Origin of the sequence: Neobacillus sp. 114 (assembly GCF_030127045.1) — a bacterium.
Taxonomy (GTDB): Bacteria; Bacillota; Bacilli; order Bacillales; family Cytobacillaceae; genus Neobacillus; species Neobacillus rhizophilus.
On the sequence record NZ_CP126144.1, the window covers coordinates 4491648 to 4508152 of the forward strand.

A 16505-nucleotide genomic window follows, 5' to 3' on the forward strand; every position below is an offset into this window, starting at 1 on the left:
CTCCTAGCGTTCGCTTTTTGCTTTTTCTAAAAATGCTTTTATTTTCGTCAGATCTTTTACCCCATCGGTTTCTACCCCGGAACTCACATCGACCATATATGGTTGAATGGTGTTTATGGCTGCTTCTACATTTTCTTGGTGCAGCCCTCCGGCCAGGATGACCTTTTTCCCCTCAAGGAGTCCGGCATTCACCTCACTCCATGTGAATGCTGTCCCGTTTCCCCCGTGGTATTTCCCTTTGGGGCCATCAAGAAGAATATACTCCGCAGGAAAATCCCTAAGTTCCGCTAATTTCTCATTTCCTTCAAAACTGGCAGCCTTGATCACCGGGAGCGAAAGGGACTCACTAAAGTTTTCCGATTCCTCTCCGTGCAGTTGAATATGAGTCAGGCCCGCAATTGCTGCAATCCGTTCAATTTCAGCTTGTGATTCATTGACAAAAACACCTACCTTAAATACTTCCTTAGGTAAAACGGAAATGATTTCTTGTGCCTTCTCAGCGGTTATTCTCCGCTTGCTTTTTGCAAACACGAAACCAAGTGCATCAGCACCATACTCCACTGCCGCAAGTCCAGTGTTCACATCCATAATCCCGCAGATTTTTACTTTCATGGCCGTGCACCTTCTATTAGCGGCAATTGGAAATCCGAAAAGGTTTTCTTTAGGTTTGCACTTTTCATAAAGGCTTCCCCGACAAGGATGCCATTTGCTCCAGCATTTCTAACCCGGTTAACATCTTCCTGGCTATGAAGCCCACTTTCACTTATTAAGAAAGCACCTGATTGTTTCACCGCCGCTGCTAATTTTTCAGTAACTTCAAGTGAAACTTGAAAGGTTTTTAAGTCACGGTTATTCACGCCAATCAGCTTTGCCCCGGTCTTTAGGGCCGTTTCCAATTCCGCCTGATTGTGAACCTCCACCAAAACCTCTAGACCTAAGTTTGTGGCATATTGATATAATTCGGTTAATTTTTTTTCTTCAAGCGCAGCGACAATCAATAGGATGATGTCAGCCCCATGTGCGCAGGCGTTATTGATTTGCAGCGGATCGATAATAAAGTCTTTGCAAAGGATCGGCAGCTGCACTGTTTCCCTTACCGCTATTAAATCTTCAAAAGACCCTTTAAAGAAAGTTTGGTCAGTTAAAACGGAGATGGCGCTGGCACCGGATTGTTCGTAAATGGAAGCCTGTACAGCCGGTTCCACACCATTATTAATCATTCCTTTCGAAGGTGAAGCCCGCTTGAATTCCGCAATAATAGATATTTGCTGTGACTTTTGAAGCTTATCAAGCAACGATCTTTTTTCACGATCTATTGCCGGATAAAAAACACTCTGATTCTGCAAGAGAGCCAGTTCCTGTTTCTTTTGTTCAATAATTCGGTCTAATATCGTTGTCACTTATATCGCCTCTCTTTGCATTGCTCGTGATTTTTCAATTAATACTTCTAATTTGTGATAGGCTGCTCCGGAATCAATGACTTCTGCGGCTAGTTTTATACCCTCTTTAATGGTGTCTGCCTTTCCGGCTGTTAAAATACCAAGGCCAGCATTTAGGAGTACGGTATCTCGATAAGGCCCCTTTGTACCTCTTAGCACATTCCGTAAGATTTCTCCGTTTTCCGTCGAATCGCCGCCTTTAATGAAGCTATTATCATAGGTTGGCAGACCAACATCTTCAGGATAAAAGGATTGGCTTGTGATGACCCCATCTTCTAAAATAGTTAAATGGTTTTCTCCCTGCAGGGATGCCTCATCCATAAAGCCGGCTCCATTTAGGACAATCGCCCGCTTGCGTCCAAGCAGATTTAACACCTCCGCAAAAACTGGCAAAAGATCACGGCGATACACGCCTAGAAGTTGATAGTCCAATTCGATCGGATTTGTCAAAGGCCCGATAAAGTTAAAAATAGTCGGGATTTTCAACTGTCTCCTAACGGTCGTCACTTTTTTCAACTTTGGATGCACATGTGGTGCAAATAAAAAGGCAATCCCGATTTCGCTTAGGATCTCTTCCGTACTTTCGGCTGGTAAATTAAGATTAACGCCTAAGTATTCCAGAACGTCAGCACTTCCTGTCTTACTGGAAACACTTCGATTTCCATGTTTAGCAACTGGTATTCCAGCCGCAGCGAGGACAAAAGCAGAAGTAGTACTTACATTAAAGCTTGAAGAACCGTCACCGCCAGTTCCGCAATTATCCAAAGCATTCGGAAACTTCTTTCTAAATGACAATGTCTTTCCTTTTAACGCTTTTACAATGCCAACAATTTCATCAACTGTTTCACCTTTGGATTTAAGTCCCATTAAAAAAGCGGCAATTTCTGATTCCGATACCTCTTCACCTAATATAAAATCAACTGCTTCCTTCATCTCGTTTTCAGAGAATGACCGTTTTTCAGCTAACTGTAGTAAATATTCCTTCATTTGTATCCATCCTTCCTATTTCAAGTAAGAAATTTTTAAGCATTTGTTTTCCTAATGGAGTCCCAATAGATTCTGGATGAAACTGGAGCCCGTAAACCGGGTAATCCTGGTGTTTAATAGCCATAACCTCGTTATCATCCATGGAATGAGCAATACACTCAAGTTCTGGCGGCATCGTAACTTTTTCAATTTTTAATGAATGGTAACGCATCACTTCCAATGGTGAGGATAAATAATTGAAAATGCCGCTGCCATTATGATTGATGAACGAAGTTTTGCCATGTTTAATTTGTTTTGCTCTGTTAATTTCACTTCCGAAGGCTGCTCCAATTGCCTGATGCCCAAGACAAATTCCTAAAATAGGAATTTTATTATAGAAGTTGTTAATTATTTCGATACAAACACCTGCATCCTCCGGTTTACCAGGACCTGGTGAGAGGATTATTGCTTTTGGATTCAAAGCCTTGATTTCCTCTAGACTAATCTGGTTATTTCGATAAACTGCAGCTTCTTCCCCTAATTCTCCCAAATACTGATAAAGGTTGAAGGTAAATGAGTCAAAGTTATCAATGAGTAATATCATCCCAGGGTTCCCTCCAAAAATGCTTTTAATTTATTTAAGGTTTCCTCATATTCCGATTCAGGATCGGAATCATGGACAATGCCGGCACCAGCTTGAATAAATGCCTTTCCGTCTTTTAATATCATCGTCCGAATCGCAAGGGCAAAGTCCATGTTTCCATTCACTGAAAAGTAACCAATCGCTCCCGAATAGAGACCTCGTTTTGATTTTTCAAGTGTGTTAATGATTTCCATCGCCCTAACCTTTGGTGCTCCTGATACTGTTCCGGCCGGGAGGCAGGCAGCAAGTGCGTCAAGCGCGTTTTTATCTGACAGGAGGGTTCCGCTGATTTCTGAAACGATGTGCATAACATGGCGGAACTTTTCAATGGCCATGTACCGGTCAACCTGAACGGAACCAAATTCGCAAACCTTTCCCAAATCATTTCTGCCAAGATCGACGAGCATCTTATGTTCAGCCAATTCTTTTTCATCAGTCAATAATTCCTTTTGTATGGCTTCATCTTCAACAGTAGTTTGTCCTCGTCTTTTTGTTCCGGCTATCGGATTGGCTATGACTGATTTACCTCTCGTCTTAATTAAGCTCTCAGGCGATGAACCAATCACGGTATAGTCTTCAAAGTCGATATAGAACATATATGGCGTCGGGTTATTAGCCCTGTGTTTACGATAAAGCGATAATGGAGAGCCTTCAAAGACTGCTTTCATCCTTCTCGATAGGACAACCTGGAAAATATCTCCTTCTAAAATATGCTCTTTAGCAATTTCAACATTCTTGATAAAGGCTTCCTTAGAAATTTCCGATTCAAATCCTGACAAGCTAAAACTATTCTCTTCATCATAAACATTTGGTGTTTTTAATTCCTGAAGCCTTTTGTCGATTCTCATTTCAATACTTGCACTGTCTGAATCATCCTGAAGAGGAATACCGACGATAAAAACCCTCTCCTCAAGATGATCAAAGACGATCACTTCCTCATACACCATTAGGTGGACATCCGGCATATTCAAACTGTTCGGGTATTCCTTACCAATCACTTCATACTGTCGGATAATATCGTAGCCGACATAGCCAATTGCCCCGCCGATAAACGGAAATGGCAGCTCATCAAGTTTTACCGCAGGCAGAAGATTATCTATAACGTCTAATGGATTTCCGCTTATTTGCTGCGTTTGCCCATTTCTTTTAATCACGCGGTTTTCCTTTCCTATGGAAACAAGCTCAATGGCTGGGTCTGCGCCAATAAAGGAATAGCGGCCGGAATCATTGTATTTATGGGAACTTTCCAGTAAGAATTTCTTCTTTCCGCTGATTTTTTGCAAAATGGAAATGGGTGTTAGAGTATCACCGCTTATTTCTTTCATAAAAATAGCCATTTTAATGTTCATCGTTTTGACTCCCTTCAGAAAATAAAAAAGTCCCCTATATCCATAACATGGTTATGAATATAGAGGACGAATCTCTCGGATCGTGGTGCCACCTCATTTTGAAGCAATTAGTTTGCTTCCTCGTTTCAGATACAGAGCGAATAACTCGATATCCTATCCTTTTAACGGTGGAACTCCGTACATCCCTACTCTAGTTCAAGATGTCTCTCGCAAGTCCATTCGGCAAATCCTTTCTTATCGGGCTCACACCATTCCCCGACTCTCTGGAAAGAAATAAATATGCGTACTCCTCTTGCTCATCGATTTCATTATTTTTTTGACAATAAAAAAGGGCCTCTCGTCCATAAAAAGGACGGGAGACCCGTGGTGCCACCTTCATTAGCTAACTAATTAGCTCACTTTACCGATATCAAAGATAAATACTTTAATATCTGTCTCATGTAACGATGAGATTTCGCCAAAGCCTACTGGTCCCCTTATGGAAGGTTCGGTTTGGAGGCTCAGAAGTCCATTCACTTAAACGTCATCACTGATTTTCACCAACCATCAGCTCTCTTTTGAATCCGTAAAAGCTACTACTCTTCATCACTGCCGCAAGTTCATTTTGTTGTTTTTTATGTTATTACAATAACCAGTATATTGTCAAGGGATTAATTTTAGAATTATCGAATTTTTCATAAAAACTTTTAATTTCCCTTACCATTAAAAGGATTACTTCCTTAAGTTTTTTTAAATCAAAATAGTGAATATTAACAGTACAAAGAAAAAAGGCGGGATAGAGGATAAATGGAACACATTGAACAATTGTGGAATAATCCACGGACCGCTAAAAAGAAGCAATCAAAGGCTGGCCAAAATCGCTCAAGTGAGATATCTAGCAAGAAGTGGGCAATTCTATCTATATCTTCCATTCCATTAGTCATGACTTTAGGAAATTCCATGTTAATTCCGGTATTACCGGCATTGGAGAAAGAATTATCCATTTCTTCCTTTCAGTCGAGTTTAATTATAACTGTTTATTCGATCGTTGCCATTATCTTAATACCAGTTGCCGGCTATTTATCTGATCATATCGGCAGGAAAAAAGTAATTATCCCGAGTTTAATTATCGCCGCGCTCGGGGGGTTGCTTTCGGGATGGGCTTCCTGGAAATTGGACGCTTACTGGCTGGTTTTAGTCGGCCGTGCACTTCAAGGGGTTGGTGCAGCTGGGGCATTTCCGATTGTCCTGCCGCTAGTCGGTGATATGTTTAAAAATGAGGATGATGTGAGCACCTGCTTAGGAATCATCGAAACCTCCAATACGTTTGGCAAGGTTCTAAGTCCCATTTTCGGAGCAATTTTAGCTGGGTTTATCTGGTTTTTGCCGTTTTTCTCGATCCCTGTGTTCTGTCTTATTTCAGTACTTATGATGGTATTTCTTGTTAAATCACCGCAAAAAAAGCAAAAAACAATCCCATTTAGGGATTTCTTTATGAATGTTAAAAATACTTTTGCTGAAAGCGGTCGTTGGCTATATGCCATCTTTTTTATTGGCGGCATTCTTATGCTTGTTCTGTTTGGCATCTTATTTTACCTATCAGAAGTGTTTGAAAAAGAATATGGCATTAAAGATCTTAAGAAAGGGTTCTTTTTGGCATTACCTCTTGGAGCACTTTGCTTATCCTCCTTTATCGGCGGAAAGGTGATTAAAAAAAATAAAGTGTTAATGAAGTGGTTAACATTTGGCGGAATTCTTGCTGCAGGGCTTTCTATTGCAGCCTTATGGATTTCCATTAAGCTTTGGTTTATGATTTGCATGTTTCTGATTGCGGGGATTGGCATTGGTCTAGGCCTCCCCTCTCTTGATGCGCTTATTACCGAGGGGGTCGAAAAGAAAGAGCGGGGTACCATTACCTCTCTTTACAGTTCCATGAGGTTTATTGGCGTTGCAGCCGGACCTCCGATTATCGCTTTATTGATGAAGTTTCCGAACCACTGGATTTTTATTTTAATGAGCAGTTTAAGCATCTTGGCAGCAATTGTGGCTCTTTTCGCAATTAAGCCACCTCCTGAAAAAAAATGAAAACTCGCCGATTGGCGAGTCCGATAGGACAGTTCATGAGGCGTAGTTGAATTTATGCTTACCTATTAGCAAATTAAAAGCCGGCAAGATGCCGGCTTTTCCTTATTTAACAGGTTTTTTCAAGAATCCAATCAATAATGCTGAGACCACAGCTCCGATAAGAATGGCCAAAGCATACATAAGGGCACTGTTTTCAACTAGCGGCACTACGAAGATTCCGCCGTGTGGTGCTCTTAAACCGATATGAAAAGCCATCGAAAGGGCTCCAGCAACAGCAGAACCGGCCATAACGGATGGGATCACCCGGAATGGGTCTGCTGCCGCAAATGGAATCGCACCTTCTGTAATAAATGATAATCCCATTACATAGCAAGCCTTACCCGCATCTCGTTCCTCAGTCGTAAACTTATTCTTAAATAGTGTAGTGGCAATCGCAATTCCTAATGGCGGCACCATGCCTGCCGCCATTACCGCAGCCATTGGTTCGTAAACGCCACTCGCCAGCAAGCCTGTACCGAATACATAGGCCGCTTTATTAATAGGGCCGCCCATATCAAACGACATCATTAAACCTAATACAATCCCTAAAAGAACAGCGTTTCCAGTCCCAAGACCTGTCAGCCAATGCGTAATCTCTGTATTTAACCACGCTACCGGTTTGTTAACAACATAATGCATAATAAATCCAGTAATGGCGATCCCTAAAAGTGGATAAATTAAGATTGCTTTGATTCCTTCCAGCGACTTTGGAAGTCCGGCAAACACTTTCTTTAGAAGTAGAACAATATAACCAGCCAAGAATCCGGCAATTAACCCGCCTAGGAAGCCCGCGCCGCCGTTTGCCGCCATCATACCGCCAACCATACCGGCTGCAAAACCAGGGCGGTCTGCAATGCTGAGGGCAATAAATCCAGCTAGAACAGGTACAATCAGTTTAAATGCGTTGTCGCCGCCAATGGTCATTAATGCAGCAGCAATCGGATTATAGGATGGATCGTCCGGCTTAAAGGAGTTATAGCCAAACATAAAGCAGATTGCAATTAGGATTCCACCCCCAACAACAAATGGAAGCATGTTTGACACACCGTTCATTAAGTGCTTGTAAAAGTCCATTTTTGAATCTTTTTGCGCTGATTTTTGAGTACCTTCAGTGCCGCTGCCATTGTAGACTGGAGCGTCCTTTTTTAAAGCTCGTTCGATTAATTGCTCCGGACGCCGGATGCCATCAGCAACCGCCGTCTGTATGACATGTTTTCCTTTAAACCGTTCCATTTCGACATTGATATCGGCAGCTATAATAATTGCTGTTGCATTTTCAATTTCCTCTTTGGTCAACACATTTTTGGCGCCGCCAGAACCGTTGGTTTCAACCTTGATATTGACACCCAATTCAGCAGCTTTGGCCTTTAAGGAATCTGCCGCCATATAAGTATGGGCGATACCGGTTGGGCATCCAGTCACTGCTACAATTGAATTCTTTTTCGTTTCAGGTACTGTTGCCTCCGCTTTCTCCTCTTTATCAAAACGGTTGATGATATCTATTATTTCATCCGCAGATGCGGCCTTTAATAACTCATATCGGACTTCAGCTTTCATTAACAATCCGGACAGACGTGCCAGGGCTTCCAGATGAGTGTTATTAGCCCCTTCTGGTGCAGCAATCATGAAGAATAAATGGGCAGGCTTTCCGTCCAACGATTCATAGTCAACACCGGCAACGGATTTACCAAAGGCAATAGCTGCTTCTTTAACTGCCGCCGTTTTTGCGTGTGGAATCGCAATTCCGTCGCCGATTCCTGTTGTACTTTGGCCTTCTCTTTTTAAAATGGCGGATTTGAAATCATTGTGGTTTGTTATTTTTCCCGCCTTCAGCAATACATCGACAAGCTGATCAATCGCTTCATCTTTCTGTTTACCGTCAATATTTAAGAGGATCGTATCTTTTGTAAGCAATTCAGTAATTTTCATTTTGGTTGTCTCCTCTACCTGATTTCCTTTATCTGAACTTGTGGAAGAAGCTCAGCTACTTGATCCTTAGTACAAAGTCCTAACGAGAAAGCGGTGGCGCTTCCTGAGGCAACGCTATATCGGAATGCTTCAATTAAATCTCCTGTTCTTTCGTAAGCAGCCAAAAACCCTGCCACCATGGAATCCCCGGCCCCGACCGAGTTTTTAACCTTACCTTTTGGAACATTGGCGAGCAGCGTACTATCCTTATTAATAAAAACTGCTCCTTGGTCGGCCAATGAAACAATGACATTTTCAGCTCCCATCGAGACAAGCTTTTTCCCAAACTGGATGACTTCCTCAGGGCTTGATATTAAAGTATCAAACAGTTCTCCTAGCTCGTGATGGTTTGGTTTAATTAAAAACGGCTTATATTTTAGGACTTTTTTCAATAAGTCCCCTTCCGCATCAACAACAAATTGTGCTCCGGTTTCTTTACAGATTTTAACCAGCTCTTCATATGTTGTTTTTGGAAGTGAGCCTGGTATGCTTCCTGCCAAAACCAATAAATCGTCAGCGTTTAATTGGCGAATTTTATCCTTCAGCAAGCTGAAAGCAGCCTCTGATATATCCGGTCCTTTTGCATTAATTTCTGATTCCTGGCCTGTTTTAAGCTTAATATTGATTCTAGAGTCCTCTACGACCTTCACAAAATCTGTTTCTATATTTTCTGTTTCAAGAAATTGCTCAATATATGCTCCGGTAAAGCCGCCGATAAACCCGAGCGCCTTACTGTTCGTTTCCATTTGCTTTAAAACTCTTGAAACATTAATTCCCTTTCCTCCGGGAAATTTTGCTTCATTCTCAGTCCGATGTAATGCTCCCAACTGAAAGCTGTCAAGTTTCACAATATAGTCAACCGAAGGGTTTAACGTTAATGTGTAAATCATGCTGTCACGACCTTTATTGTGGTTCTATTTAAATATTGATGTCCAATTTCATCTTCTAAATCATTTGTAATAATCGAGGCTTCATGAATATCGGCAATTTTGGCAAATGATATTTCCGAAAACTTAGTACTGTCTGCCAGTACAAAAGCCTCCCTTGATAAGAAAAGCGCTTTTTGCTTTACCATTGCTTCTTCTTGGTCTGGGGTAGTAAAACCGAATTGTGGATGAATGCCATTTACACCCATAAAGCATTTGTCAAAACGGTAAAATTCAAGGCTTTCTAAGGCCCCCCGGCCAATTAAGGCATTTGTTTTTTGTTTTGCCAACCCGCCAATTAAGAAAGTAGAAATACCTTTATTTAATAAGCCCGGCAAATGCATAAAACCATTAGTTACCACGACAATATCGTTTGGCAGGCTATCAATCATTTCAAAAATGGTTGACCCTGCATCTAAATAAATACAATCCCCTTCTTCCACTAAACCAGCCGCATATTTTGCAATCAGCTGTTTTTCATGAAGGTTTTTGAAGGATTTCTCTATCATGCTCGGCTCCTGGAGTTTACCCTGCAGCCTTGATGCACCACCATGGATTCTTTTTAAAAACTTTTGCTCCTCAAGCTGGGATAAATCCCTACGGATCGTTGATTCGGAGGAACACGTCAGCTCCATGATTTCCTGGATTTTAACAATACCCTTTTCCTTTAATAATTGTAGAATAAGCCGATGACGTTCAGGAGTTAACAAGTCATCACCACCTATTTTTTATTGTTATGTTTAATAATACTGAAACCGATTGCAAAAATCAATCATTTTCTATCAAAAACATTCATGTTTTGACTGATTGTTAGTAGGAGAATAAAAAACTCTTCCAAAATCATTCATATTTTAGATTTCATTAAATTTTTTTCTACCACTTTTATTAGTATTATGCTATAATTATTTTGTCTTTAATTATGCGGGTGTGGTTTAATGGTAGAATTTCAGCTTCCCAAGCTGACGGCGGGGGTTCGATTCCCCTCACCCGCTCCAAATGATTTGGAGGAGTACCCAAGTGGTTATAAGGGGGCGCACTCGAAATGCGTTAGGACGGGCAACCGTTGCGTGAGTTCGAATCTCACCTTCTCCGCCATACATAGGACTTAAAAAACGCCAGAGGTTTCTGGCGTTTTCTTATTGATTCAAAATATGTCATAATAATAAAGTCAATAATTTATGCAAAGGATGATATAGTTGAATATTACGGATCATACAGTAGAAAAATTGGAAGATCCATTTGGTTTATTATCGGGGGACCGTTACGAAATTTTTCTTGACCTTGATATAGATGAAGAGGATGAACTCTTTTCTGATAAAGGGGTTGGACTCCGGGTCCTTTTTGTAGTGGACGAGAGCGGAACAAAAATCTCCAATTATCATTTTTTTGAAAAAGGGAGCGAGAAAGTATTTGATTTTGCTCTTGAAGAGGATGAAGAGCAATTAGTTTTTGACTACTGCCAGAGTATAATTAGAGAAGAATAAAGCAGGGGACTCCCCTGCTTTTCCTTGTTGTTATGCTTCTTTTTTGACTTTTGTCGCTGCCTTCTTTCTTGGAGGAGCTGCAGCAGCCTTATTCGGCTTGGTACGATCAATTGAGGCCTGAAGGGCCGCCATTAAATCGGTCACATTCGTCGCAACTTCCTTCGTTGCGGCGGTTACTGTGTCTTTTCCTTGGCGTTTTGATTCGATTAATTCCAGCAAGGCAGTTCGATATTCATCCGTGTATTTTTCCGGCTCAAATTCGGATGTTAATTGGTCAATTAGCAAAATAGCTGTATCCAATTCCTTTTTCGTTACCTTATCTTCTGAAGGCACATTCGGAACATCCGCAGCCTTACGAACTTCATCGGGAAAATGAATGGTTTCCATGACTAATGTGTTCTCGTAGACGCGAATAACCGCAAGCTGTTCCTTCGATCTTATCACAATTTTAGCTATCCCTACCTTCTGGGATTCCTCTAATGCCTTTCGCAAAAGAGAATAGGCCTTACCTCCTCCCTCATTTGGAGACATATAATAACTTCTCTCAAAGTAAATTGGGTCAATTTCTTCAATTTTGACAAAGTCAATAATTTCAACAGCCTTTTCTTCATTTTCTTTCCGCAGTTTTTCTAGATCTTCCTCATCAAGAACAACAAATTTTCCTTTCGTATATTCATACGCCCTTACAATCTCTTCTGGTTTAACCTCTTCTTCACAAACAGTACATACTTTTTCATATTTAATCGGGGCGTGACATTTCTTATGCAGTGTACGCAGCTTGATATCCTTATCTTCAGTTGCCGTATGAAGCTTGATAGGAATGTTAACAAGCCCGAAGCTGATACTGCCTTTCCACATTGTATGCATAACGTGTCTCCAATCTTTTTGTTATTATTTTTTGATTTCTCTGAGCTAACATTCCTAAAAACAAATGGAAATGGATGAAAGGTTTATTTTTCAGCCAATATAATAATGAAAACTCGCCGATTGGCGAGTCCGCCAGGACGAAGACAGAGGCGTAGTTGAATTGATGCGTTAAGAAAGTATAAAGCTTTCGATAAAAAGTTTATACTTTCTAATTAGCTGAAAAAAGAAAGGGCATTTTCCATGAAACCAATGCTCCCCACGCTGACTTTTGCTCAGCCTGTTCAGAAAGACTGGCTCTTCGAAGTAAAATATGATGGATTTCGAGCCATTCTTGATTGGGATTCAAACGGGATCGAATTGACAAGCCGCAATGGGAAATCCTTATTACCACAATTTCCGGAAATAGAGGATTTTTTATTACAGCATGAAAATGAATTTAAACCATTTCTGCCGCTACGACTCGATGGTGAACTTGTTTCCCTTGAAAATCCCTATAAAGCCAATTTTTCAGCTATTCAAATTCGCGGCCGTTTAAAGGCAGCGAAAAAAATAGAAGAGCAAGCAAAAAATTCCCCCTGCCGCTTGATGATTTTCGATTTATTAGTCCAAAATGGGAAGCCGATGTATAGCCTTGAATTTTTAAAAAGAAAAGAAGAACTGAGCAAATTATTTAAAAAAACAGGGCTGGAATTGAATGCTGACCCATATAATAAGCAGCTGCTGCAGCCTGTTATGGCCTATGAGGATTTTAATGAGATATGGGAAAAAGTGGTACTATACGACGGTGAAGGGATCGTAGCTAAACAGGCCTCAAGTATTTGGGAGGAAGGAAAGCGGTCTTTACAATGGCTAAAGTATAAAAATTGGAAATATGTCAGCTGCTTTGTCACCTCCTATGATAAAACAAATGGCTATTTTTATTTGGGGGTCTATAAGGATGACTCCATTTACGGGGTAGGACAAGTTTTGTTTGGCTTTAAACCGGATGAAAAACAGGCCCTTGGGCAAATCCTAAAACAAAATATGGTCAAAGAGGATACCCAATTTATTTATGTAGAGCCTGCCATCTGCCTGGAAGTGAAATATTTGGAGCTTTATGAAAACCAGCTTCGCGAGCCCCATTTTGACCATTTCAGATTTGATTTGGCACCTGAGGACTGCACCTATGACAAATTTATTTTTCAGCAAAAAAATCTGCCTGAAGACCTTGAAATCACTCATCCTGATAAGCCGCTGTGGGACAAGTTCAATATCAGGAAAGCTGATTATATTTTGTATTTAAGGGAAATTTCCCCGTATATGCTGCCATTTTTAAAAAATCGCTTACTTACCGTCATTCGCTTTCCGCACGGGATGTTTGGGGAAGCATTTTATCAAAAGAATTGTCCGGATTATGCTCCGGATTTTGTCCATACCCATACAGCTGATGACATTGATTATATTCTCTGCAATAACTTAAAAACCTTGATATGGCTTGGAAACCAGCTTGCCATTGAGTTTCATGTGCCATTTCAAACTACCGTCAGCAAGGGGCCAAGTGAAATTGTGTTTGACTTAGATCCTCCATCACAGGATGAATTTCATTTGGCAATAAAGGCCGCTTTATTAATAAAAGAGGTTCTTGATCAGTTAAACTTGATCGGGTTTATCAAAACCTCTGGTAATAAGGGGCTGCAAATTTATCTTCCATTGCCCGAAGATGAATTCAGCTATGATGACACAAGATTGTTTACGAGCTTTATCGCCGATTATTTGATTTCAAAAGACCCCGATTCCTTTACGATCGAAAGAATGAAAAAGAAACGAGGAAACAGGTTATATGTGGATTATGTCCAGCATGGGGAAGGGAAAACGATAGTTGCTCCGTATTCGATGCGTGGGAACGAGCATGGCGGGGTTGCTACACCGCTTTTTTGGGAGGAAGTAGACGAAAAGCTTGACCCTAGGATGTTTACATTGGACTATGCTTTAGAAAGGATTAGGCAGTTTGGAGACCCCTTTAAAAGTTATTTCCAAACAAAATCCATTCAGCCCTACGCACCTGTACTGGAAGTGTTAAAACAAAATTCACAAAAAAAAGGATAAGGTGTAATCCTTATCCTTTAATCGCTGTATTTAAAAACCCCTGCACCTCTGCTTGCAGCTTTTCGTATGTGTGCTGCTCTGTTAGTTCCTCTTGGTGCGAAACCGTGAAGGTTCCACCGCTTAGATCAACATTTACTGCTGCATTATAAAGATATGTGGCATTGCCGATTAGGTCAATCTGGTACTTGTCTTCCTGCCGATGGACAATGCACTGAACTTTTCCACCATTGTTATAAACTTGAATACTTGTTTCAAATTCATTTAAACCCTGCAGGCAGGTAACTAAGGAAGAAGCGGACATCGCAGTTCCGCAAGCATTCGTAAAGCCAACCCCACGCTCAAATGTCCGAACATAAATGTTGCCTGATCCAAGCTGCTTTACAAAACTCACATTCACTCCGTCAGGGAATAATACATTTGGTCCGTTGACTTTTTCACTTAATTCTTTTTGAAGGTTCCCTTCAAGCTGTCCACCTGTAACAATAGCCACTAAATGAGGATTAGGTACAGCAAGGGCAGTAAACCTTAAATCATCTGAAAGCTCCTCAATTTTTTCATTCAAAAGTGTTGGCTGATCTAAATTGAGCGGCAAAGCACTTAATTCAAATAATACAGGTGAAATTTCTACCTGATAGGTGGGGACACCGTCATAAATTTCCGGTTTCCGGCTTACTTTGAGATTCGCCTTCATGGTTTCGATTACGGCCTCATCCAGCCCTTTTAGCTCGCAGACATAGCGGGCAACCAAGCGAAGCCCGTTTCCGCACATCGAAGCCTCGGAGCCGTCCGCATTAAACACCCGCATTCTGCCATCGGCATGGTCACTATTCATCACATATAGGATTCCATCTGCTCCAAGTTCGCCTTGCCGATAGCACAACAGCTTGGCAAGTGCCGACCTGTCATTTTCTGAAAAAGAATAGCCGTTTGTTATTTCATCAATGATTAGAAAATCATTACCGGAACCATGTCCTTTAGTTAATATTATATTCACAAAAAACCCCCCGTCTTGCTGTTTGGTAAATTTATTATATATCATACCAAACAATAAGAAGGAGGGGAACCAAGTTGATTTTTATCTTTCAATAAAGTATTCATTTATTAAAAATGACATTCTTAACAGCTTGTCCTCCTTAGTTAAGCTTTCAGCGAACGTGAGAACCGGGGTATTGGGATTGGGAAACAGCCTGCTCCATTCCAAGGGCATCCAGCCCTTTCTAAGCCTCACCTCCAATCTGTCCCCTTTGTTTAGGACCAACTCATCCATATACAAAGCGGAGCCCTCAACAGCCCCAATATATTTACCATCAACATCCAGCAATTCCTTTTTAGAATTGTTCCAGGAAATCTTCCTTTTCTCCATACACCCCAAGTAATTCCAGTTCCTATCAAACACTTCGATTTTAAGAAATTTGCTGTCTTTAACCTTAAAAAAACCAACTGCCTCTTCATGTGAGTTGTAGAGAGTAAAGGTTTTGATGCGGTTAAAAAAGGATAAACCTCCCCCAGACTTTTTCTCGATGGAGGCCGCTAAATTTCCGTTTGGAAGAAAAAGCTGCAATCTTGGGGAAAAGGTTTGGACATGCAGTAGTAACAGATGACGGGCCTCAAACAAAGAGTGGGCAGGATTTTCTTTTTTAACCAAGAGCAAATTCCGGTGAATCGACTGTGATTGCTTCATTCTAAAAAGATAGAGTTGAAACGCAAAAAAACTATAGAGAATAAACGGAATGGATAAAAGCATTATTTCATTTGTTTTAGAAAAGGAAAAATTCCCTGTAATAATCAGCGTGGCCGGCAATATGGCAGCAATGCTGCCGTTTAAACTAAGATTGGCGGATGCCCGGTAATGTTGGTCTATTCTCATTAAGAAAACTCCTTATCATTTCCTCTCTATATTAATTTATTTTCGCTTCCGCTAAAAAATGATAGAAGTTTTTCTATCAATCAAAAAATAGAAAAAGAAGAGTCAATTGTGACCTCTTCTCAGGCTGTCGAGGAACTTTAAATAGTCTCTTTTATTTCACTTCAATCCACTTTATTATTCACAGTGTTAAGTTGTTTGAAACTATTAACAAAAAGGCTTTGCAACAGGTCTGTTGATTTGCGCTACAGGTGTATTCAATAAAGAACTTAAACTCACAATAAATAATAAGCTCTGTTATTATTCATTGTTGATTTTCGTGTAGGTATGATAATTCATAGGCGGAGAAATTCCGGCTATTATATATAGTGAAAGCATATGAAGCAGATATAAGCGGATAAATTCCGATTAACTGCTCTAAATAAGACAAAATTTATAGATTTGGATAATATAAACGGAAAATCTTCCTTTATTTTCAAGGAAATAGGGGTATTTCCCAATTTAAACGGAATTTTTCCGTTTATTTTCAAACACAGTGAAATCAACATTCAGTTTTAACAGAGCAAATAATAAAAATAAGTGGGAAATTTAATAGTTATGCCAAAAAGAATTGAATTTTCCCTCCAATAGCCGGTTATGCTTGAAGAATTTACCGGCCACGGAGGTTATAACTTCTATATGCGATTGAACCCTTCAAGGAATTGCTAGTTTGGATGGATATAGCCTTTATATGCGACCGAATGCTTCATGAGTTTGCTGGTTCGTGAGGATATAGCCTCTATATGCGACTGTACGCTTCAAGGGTTTGCTG

General features: G+C 40.5%; 14 protein-coding genes, 2 tRNA genes and 2 other annotated features. Of the genes, 5 read left to right on the top strand and 11 right to left on the bottom strand.

Annotation, left to right across the window (positions count from 1 at the left end; translation table 11 throughout):
* Nucleotides 1–3: 3 nt before the first annotated feature.
* Genes QNN06_RS21805 through trpE form a run of 5 tightly spaced genes read right to left on the bottom strand, consistent with a single transcriptional unit; the run spans nt 4 to nt 4397 of the window.
* Nucleotides 4–612, bottom strand: coding sequence for a phosphoribosylanthranilate isomerase (locus QNN06_RS21805; RefSeq protein ID WP_213120524.1), 609 nt, complete (start codon nt 610–612; stop codon nt 4–6).
* A complete protein-coding gene (gene trpC / locus QNN06_RS21810) occupies nt 609–1400 on the bottom strand; it encodes an indole-3-glycerol phosphate synthase TrpC (protein ID WP_213120523.1) in 792 nt (263 codons plus the stop codon). Before trpC ends, QNN06_RS21805 begins: the two co-directional genes overlap by 4 nt.
* Nucleotides 1401–2426 (bottom strand): anthranilate phosphoribosyltransferase, encoded by a 1026-nt coding sequence (gene trpD, locus QNN06_RS21815; protein ID WP_213120522.1) that lies wholly within the window; start codon nt 2424–2426, stop codon nt 1401–1403.
* Nucleotides 2398–3009, bottom strand: coding sequence for an anthranilate synthase component II (locus QNN06_RS21820; protein ID WP_213120521.1), 612 nt, complete (start codon nt 3007–3009; stop codon nt 2398–2400). The genes trpD and QNN06_RS21820 overlap by 29 nt, the downstream gene beginning before the upstream one ends.
* Nucleotides 3006–4397: an anthranilate synthase component I gene (gene trpE, locus QNN06_RS21825; protein ID WP_213120520.1), complete on the bottom strand. Its 1392-nt coding sequence runs from the start codon at nt 4395–4397 to the stop codon at nt 3006–3008. Before trpE ends, QNN06_RS21820 begins: the two co-directional genes overlap by 4 nt.
* A 59-nt stretch (nt 4398–4456) precedes the next feature.
* Nucleotides 4457–4706: a binding site (T-box leader), on the bottom strand.
* 36 nt (nt 4707–4742) lie between these two features.
* Nucleotides 4743–4995 (bottom strand) — a binding site (T-box leader).
* A 188-nt stretch (nt 4996–5183) separates the two neighbouring features.
* Here trpE and bcbE point away from each other — a divergent pair.
* The gene (bcbE, locus tag QNN06_RS21830; RefSeq protein WP_213120519.1) at nt 5184–6461 is read left to right on the top strand and encodes a bacillibactin exporter BcbE; all 1278 of its coding nucleotides are present in this window, start codon (nt 5184–5186) and stop codon (nt 6459–6461) included.
* A gap of 102 nt (nt 6462–6563) precedes the next feature.
* Here bcbE and QNN06_RS21835 read toward each other — a convergent pair whose 3' ends face one another.
* Genes QNN06_RS21835 through QNN06_RS21845 form a run of 3 tightly spaced genes read right to left on the bottom strand, consistent with a single transcriptional unit; the run spans nt 6564 to nt 10104 of the window.
* The gene (locus tag QNN06_RS21835; RefSeq protein WP_213120518.1) at nt 6564–8429 is read right to left on the bottom strand and encodes a PTS fructose transporter subunit IIABC; all 1866 of its coding nucleotides are present in this window, start codon (nt 8427–8429) and stop codon (nt 6564–6566) included.
* Nucleotides 8430–8443: 14 nt separating this feature from the next.
* Nucleotides 8444–9358, bottom strand: coding sequence for a 1-phosphofructokinase (pfkB, locus tag QNN06_RS21840; RefSeq protein WP_213120517.1), 915 nt, complete (start codon nt 9356–9358; stop codon nt 8444–8446).
* Nucleotides 9355–10104: a DeoR/GlpR family DNA-binding transcription regulator gene (locus QNN06_RS21845; protein ID WP_284035945.1), complete on the bottom strand. Its 750-nt coding sequence runs from the start codon at nt 10102–10104 to the stop codon at nt 9355–9357. The genes pfkB and QNN06_RS21845 overlap by 4 nt, the downstream gene beginning before the upstream one ends.
* A gap of 211 nt (nt 10105–10315) precedes the next feature.
* Between QNN06_RS21845 and QNN06_RS21850 the strand changes: the two genes are divergently transcribed.
* From QNN06_RS21850 to QNN06_RS21860, 3 genes are all read left to right on the top strand, one after another.
* Nucleotides 10316–10389, top strand: a tRNA-Gly gene (locus tag QNN06_RS21850).
* Between the two features lie 8 nt (nt 10390–10397).
* Nucleotides 10398–10489: transfer RNA gene (locus QNN06_RS21855), tRNA-Ser, on the top strand.
* A 101-nt stretch (nt 10490–10590) separates the two neighbouring features.
* Complete coding sequence (locus tag QNN06_RS21860) at nt 10591–10878, top strand: DUF6509 family protein (RefSeq protein WP_213120515.1); 288 nt, start codon at nt 10591–10593, stop codon at nt 10876–10878.
* A gap of 30 nt (nt 10879–10908) precedes the next feature.
* On the opposite strand, the gene ku is transcribed toward QNN06_RS21860, so the two are convergent.
* Nucleotides 10909–11745 (bottom strand): non-homologous end joining protein Ku, encoded by an 837-nt coding sequence (gene ku / locus QNN06_RS21865; protein WP_213120514.1) that lies wholly within the window; start codon nt 11743–11745, stop codon nt 10909–10911.
* Nucleotides 11746–11985: 240 nt separating this feature from the next.
* Between ku and QNN06_RS21870 the strand changes: the two genes are divergently transcribed.
* On the top strand, nt 11986–13830 hold the full coding sequence (locus QNN06_RS21870) for a DNA ligase D (protein WP_213120513.1): 1845 nt from the start codon (nt 11986–11988) through the stop codon (nt 13828–13830).
* Between the two features lie 10 nt (nt 13831–13840).
* Here QNN06_RS21870 and dapF read toward each other — a convergent pair whose 3' ends face one another.
* Nucleotides 13841–14824: a diaminopimelate epimerase gene (gene dapF, locus QNN06_RS21875; protein ID WP_213120512.1), complete on the bottom strand. Its 984-nt coding sequence runs from the start codon at nt 14822–14824 to the stop codon at nt 13841–13843.
* An 81-nt stretch (nt 14825–14905) separates the two neighbouring features.
* Nucleotides 14906–15697: a hypothetical protein gene (locus QNN06_RS21880; RefSeq protein ID WP_213120511.1), complete on the bottom strand. Its 792-nt coding sequence runs from the start codon at nt 15695–15697 to the stop codon at nt 14906–14908.
* Nucleotides 15698–16505 lie beyond the last annotated feature (808 nt).

What these genes read in the sequence shown, in the direction of transcription:
- QNN06_RS21805 (WP_213120524.1), bottom strand. Translation starts at nt 612, where the DNA reads ATGAAAGTAAAAATCTGCGGGATTATGGATGTGAACACTGGACTTGCG.
- trpD (WP_213120522.1), bottom strand. Translation starts at nt 2,426, where the DNA reads ATGAAGGAATATTTACTACAGTTAGCTGAAAAACGGTCATTCTCTGAA.
- QNN06_RS21820 (WP_213120521.1), bottom strand. Translation starts at nt 3,009, where the DNA reads ATGATATTACTCATTGATAACTTTGACTCATTTACCTTCAACCTTTAT.
- trpE (WP_213120520.1), bottom strand. Translation starts at nt 4,397, where the DNA reads ATGAACATTAAAATGGCTATTTTTATGAAAGAAATAAGCGGTGATACT.
- bcbE (WP_213120519.1), top strand. Translation starts at nt 5,184, where the DNA reads ATGGAACACATTGAACAATTGTGGAATAATCCACGGACCGCTAAAAAG.
- QNN06_RS21835 (WP_213120518.1), bottom strand. Translation starts at nt 8,429, where the DNA reads ATGAAAATTACTGAATTGCTTACAAAAGATACGATCCTCTTAAATATT.
- pfkB (WP_213120517.1), bottom strand. Translation starts at nt 9,358, where the DNA reads ATGATTTACACATTAACGTTAAACCCTTCGGTTGACTATATTGTGAAA.
- ku (WP_213120514.1), bottom strand. Translation starts at nt 11,745, where the DNA reads ATGCATACAATGTGGAAAGGCAGTATCAGCTTCGGGCTTGTTAACATT.
- QNN06_RS21870 (WP_213120513.1), top strand. Translation starts at nt 11,986, where the DNA reads ATGAAACCAATGCTCCCCACGCTGACTTTTGCTCAGCCTGTTCAGAAA.
- QNN06_RS21880 (WP_213120511.1), bottom strand. Translation starts at nt 15,697, where the DNA reads ATGAGAATAGACCAACATTACCGGGCATCCGCCAATCTTAGTTTAAAC.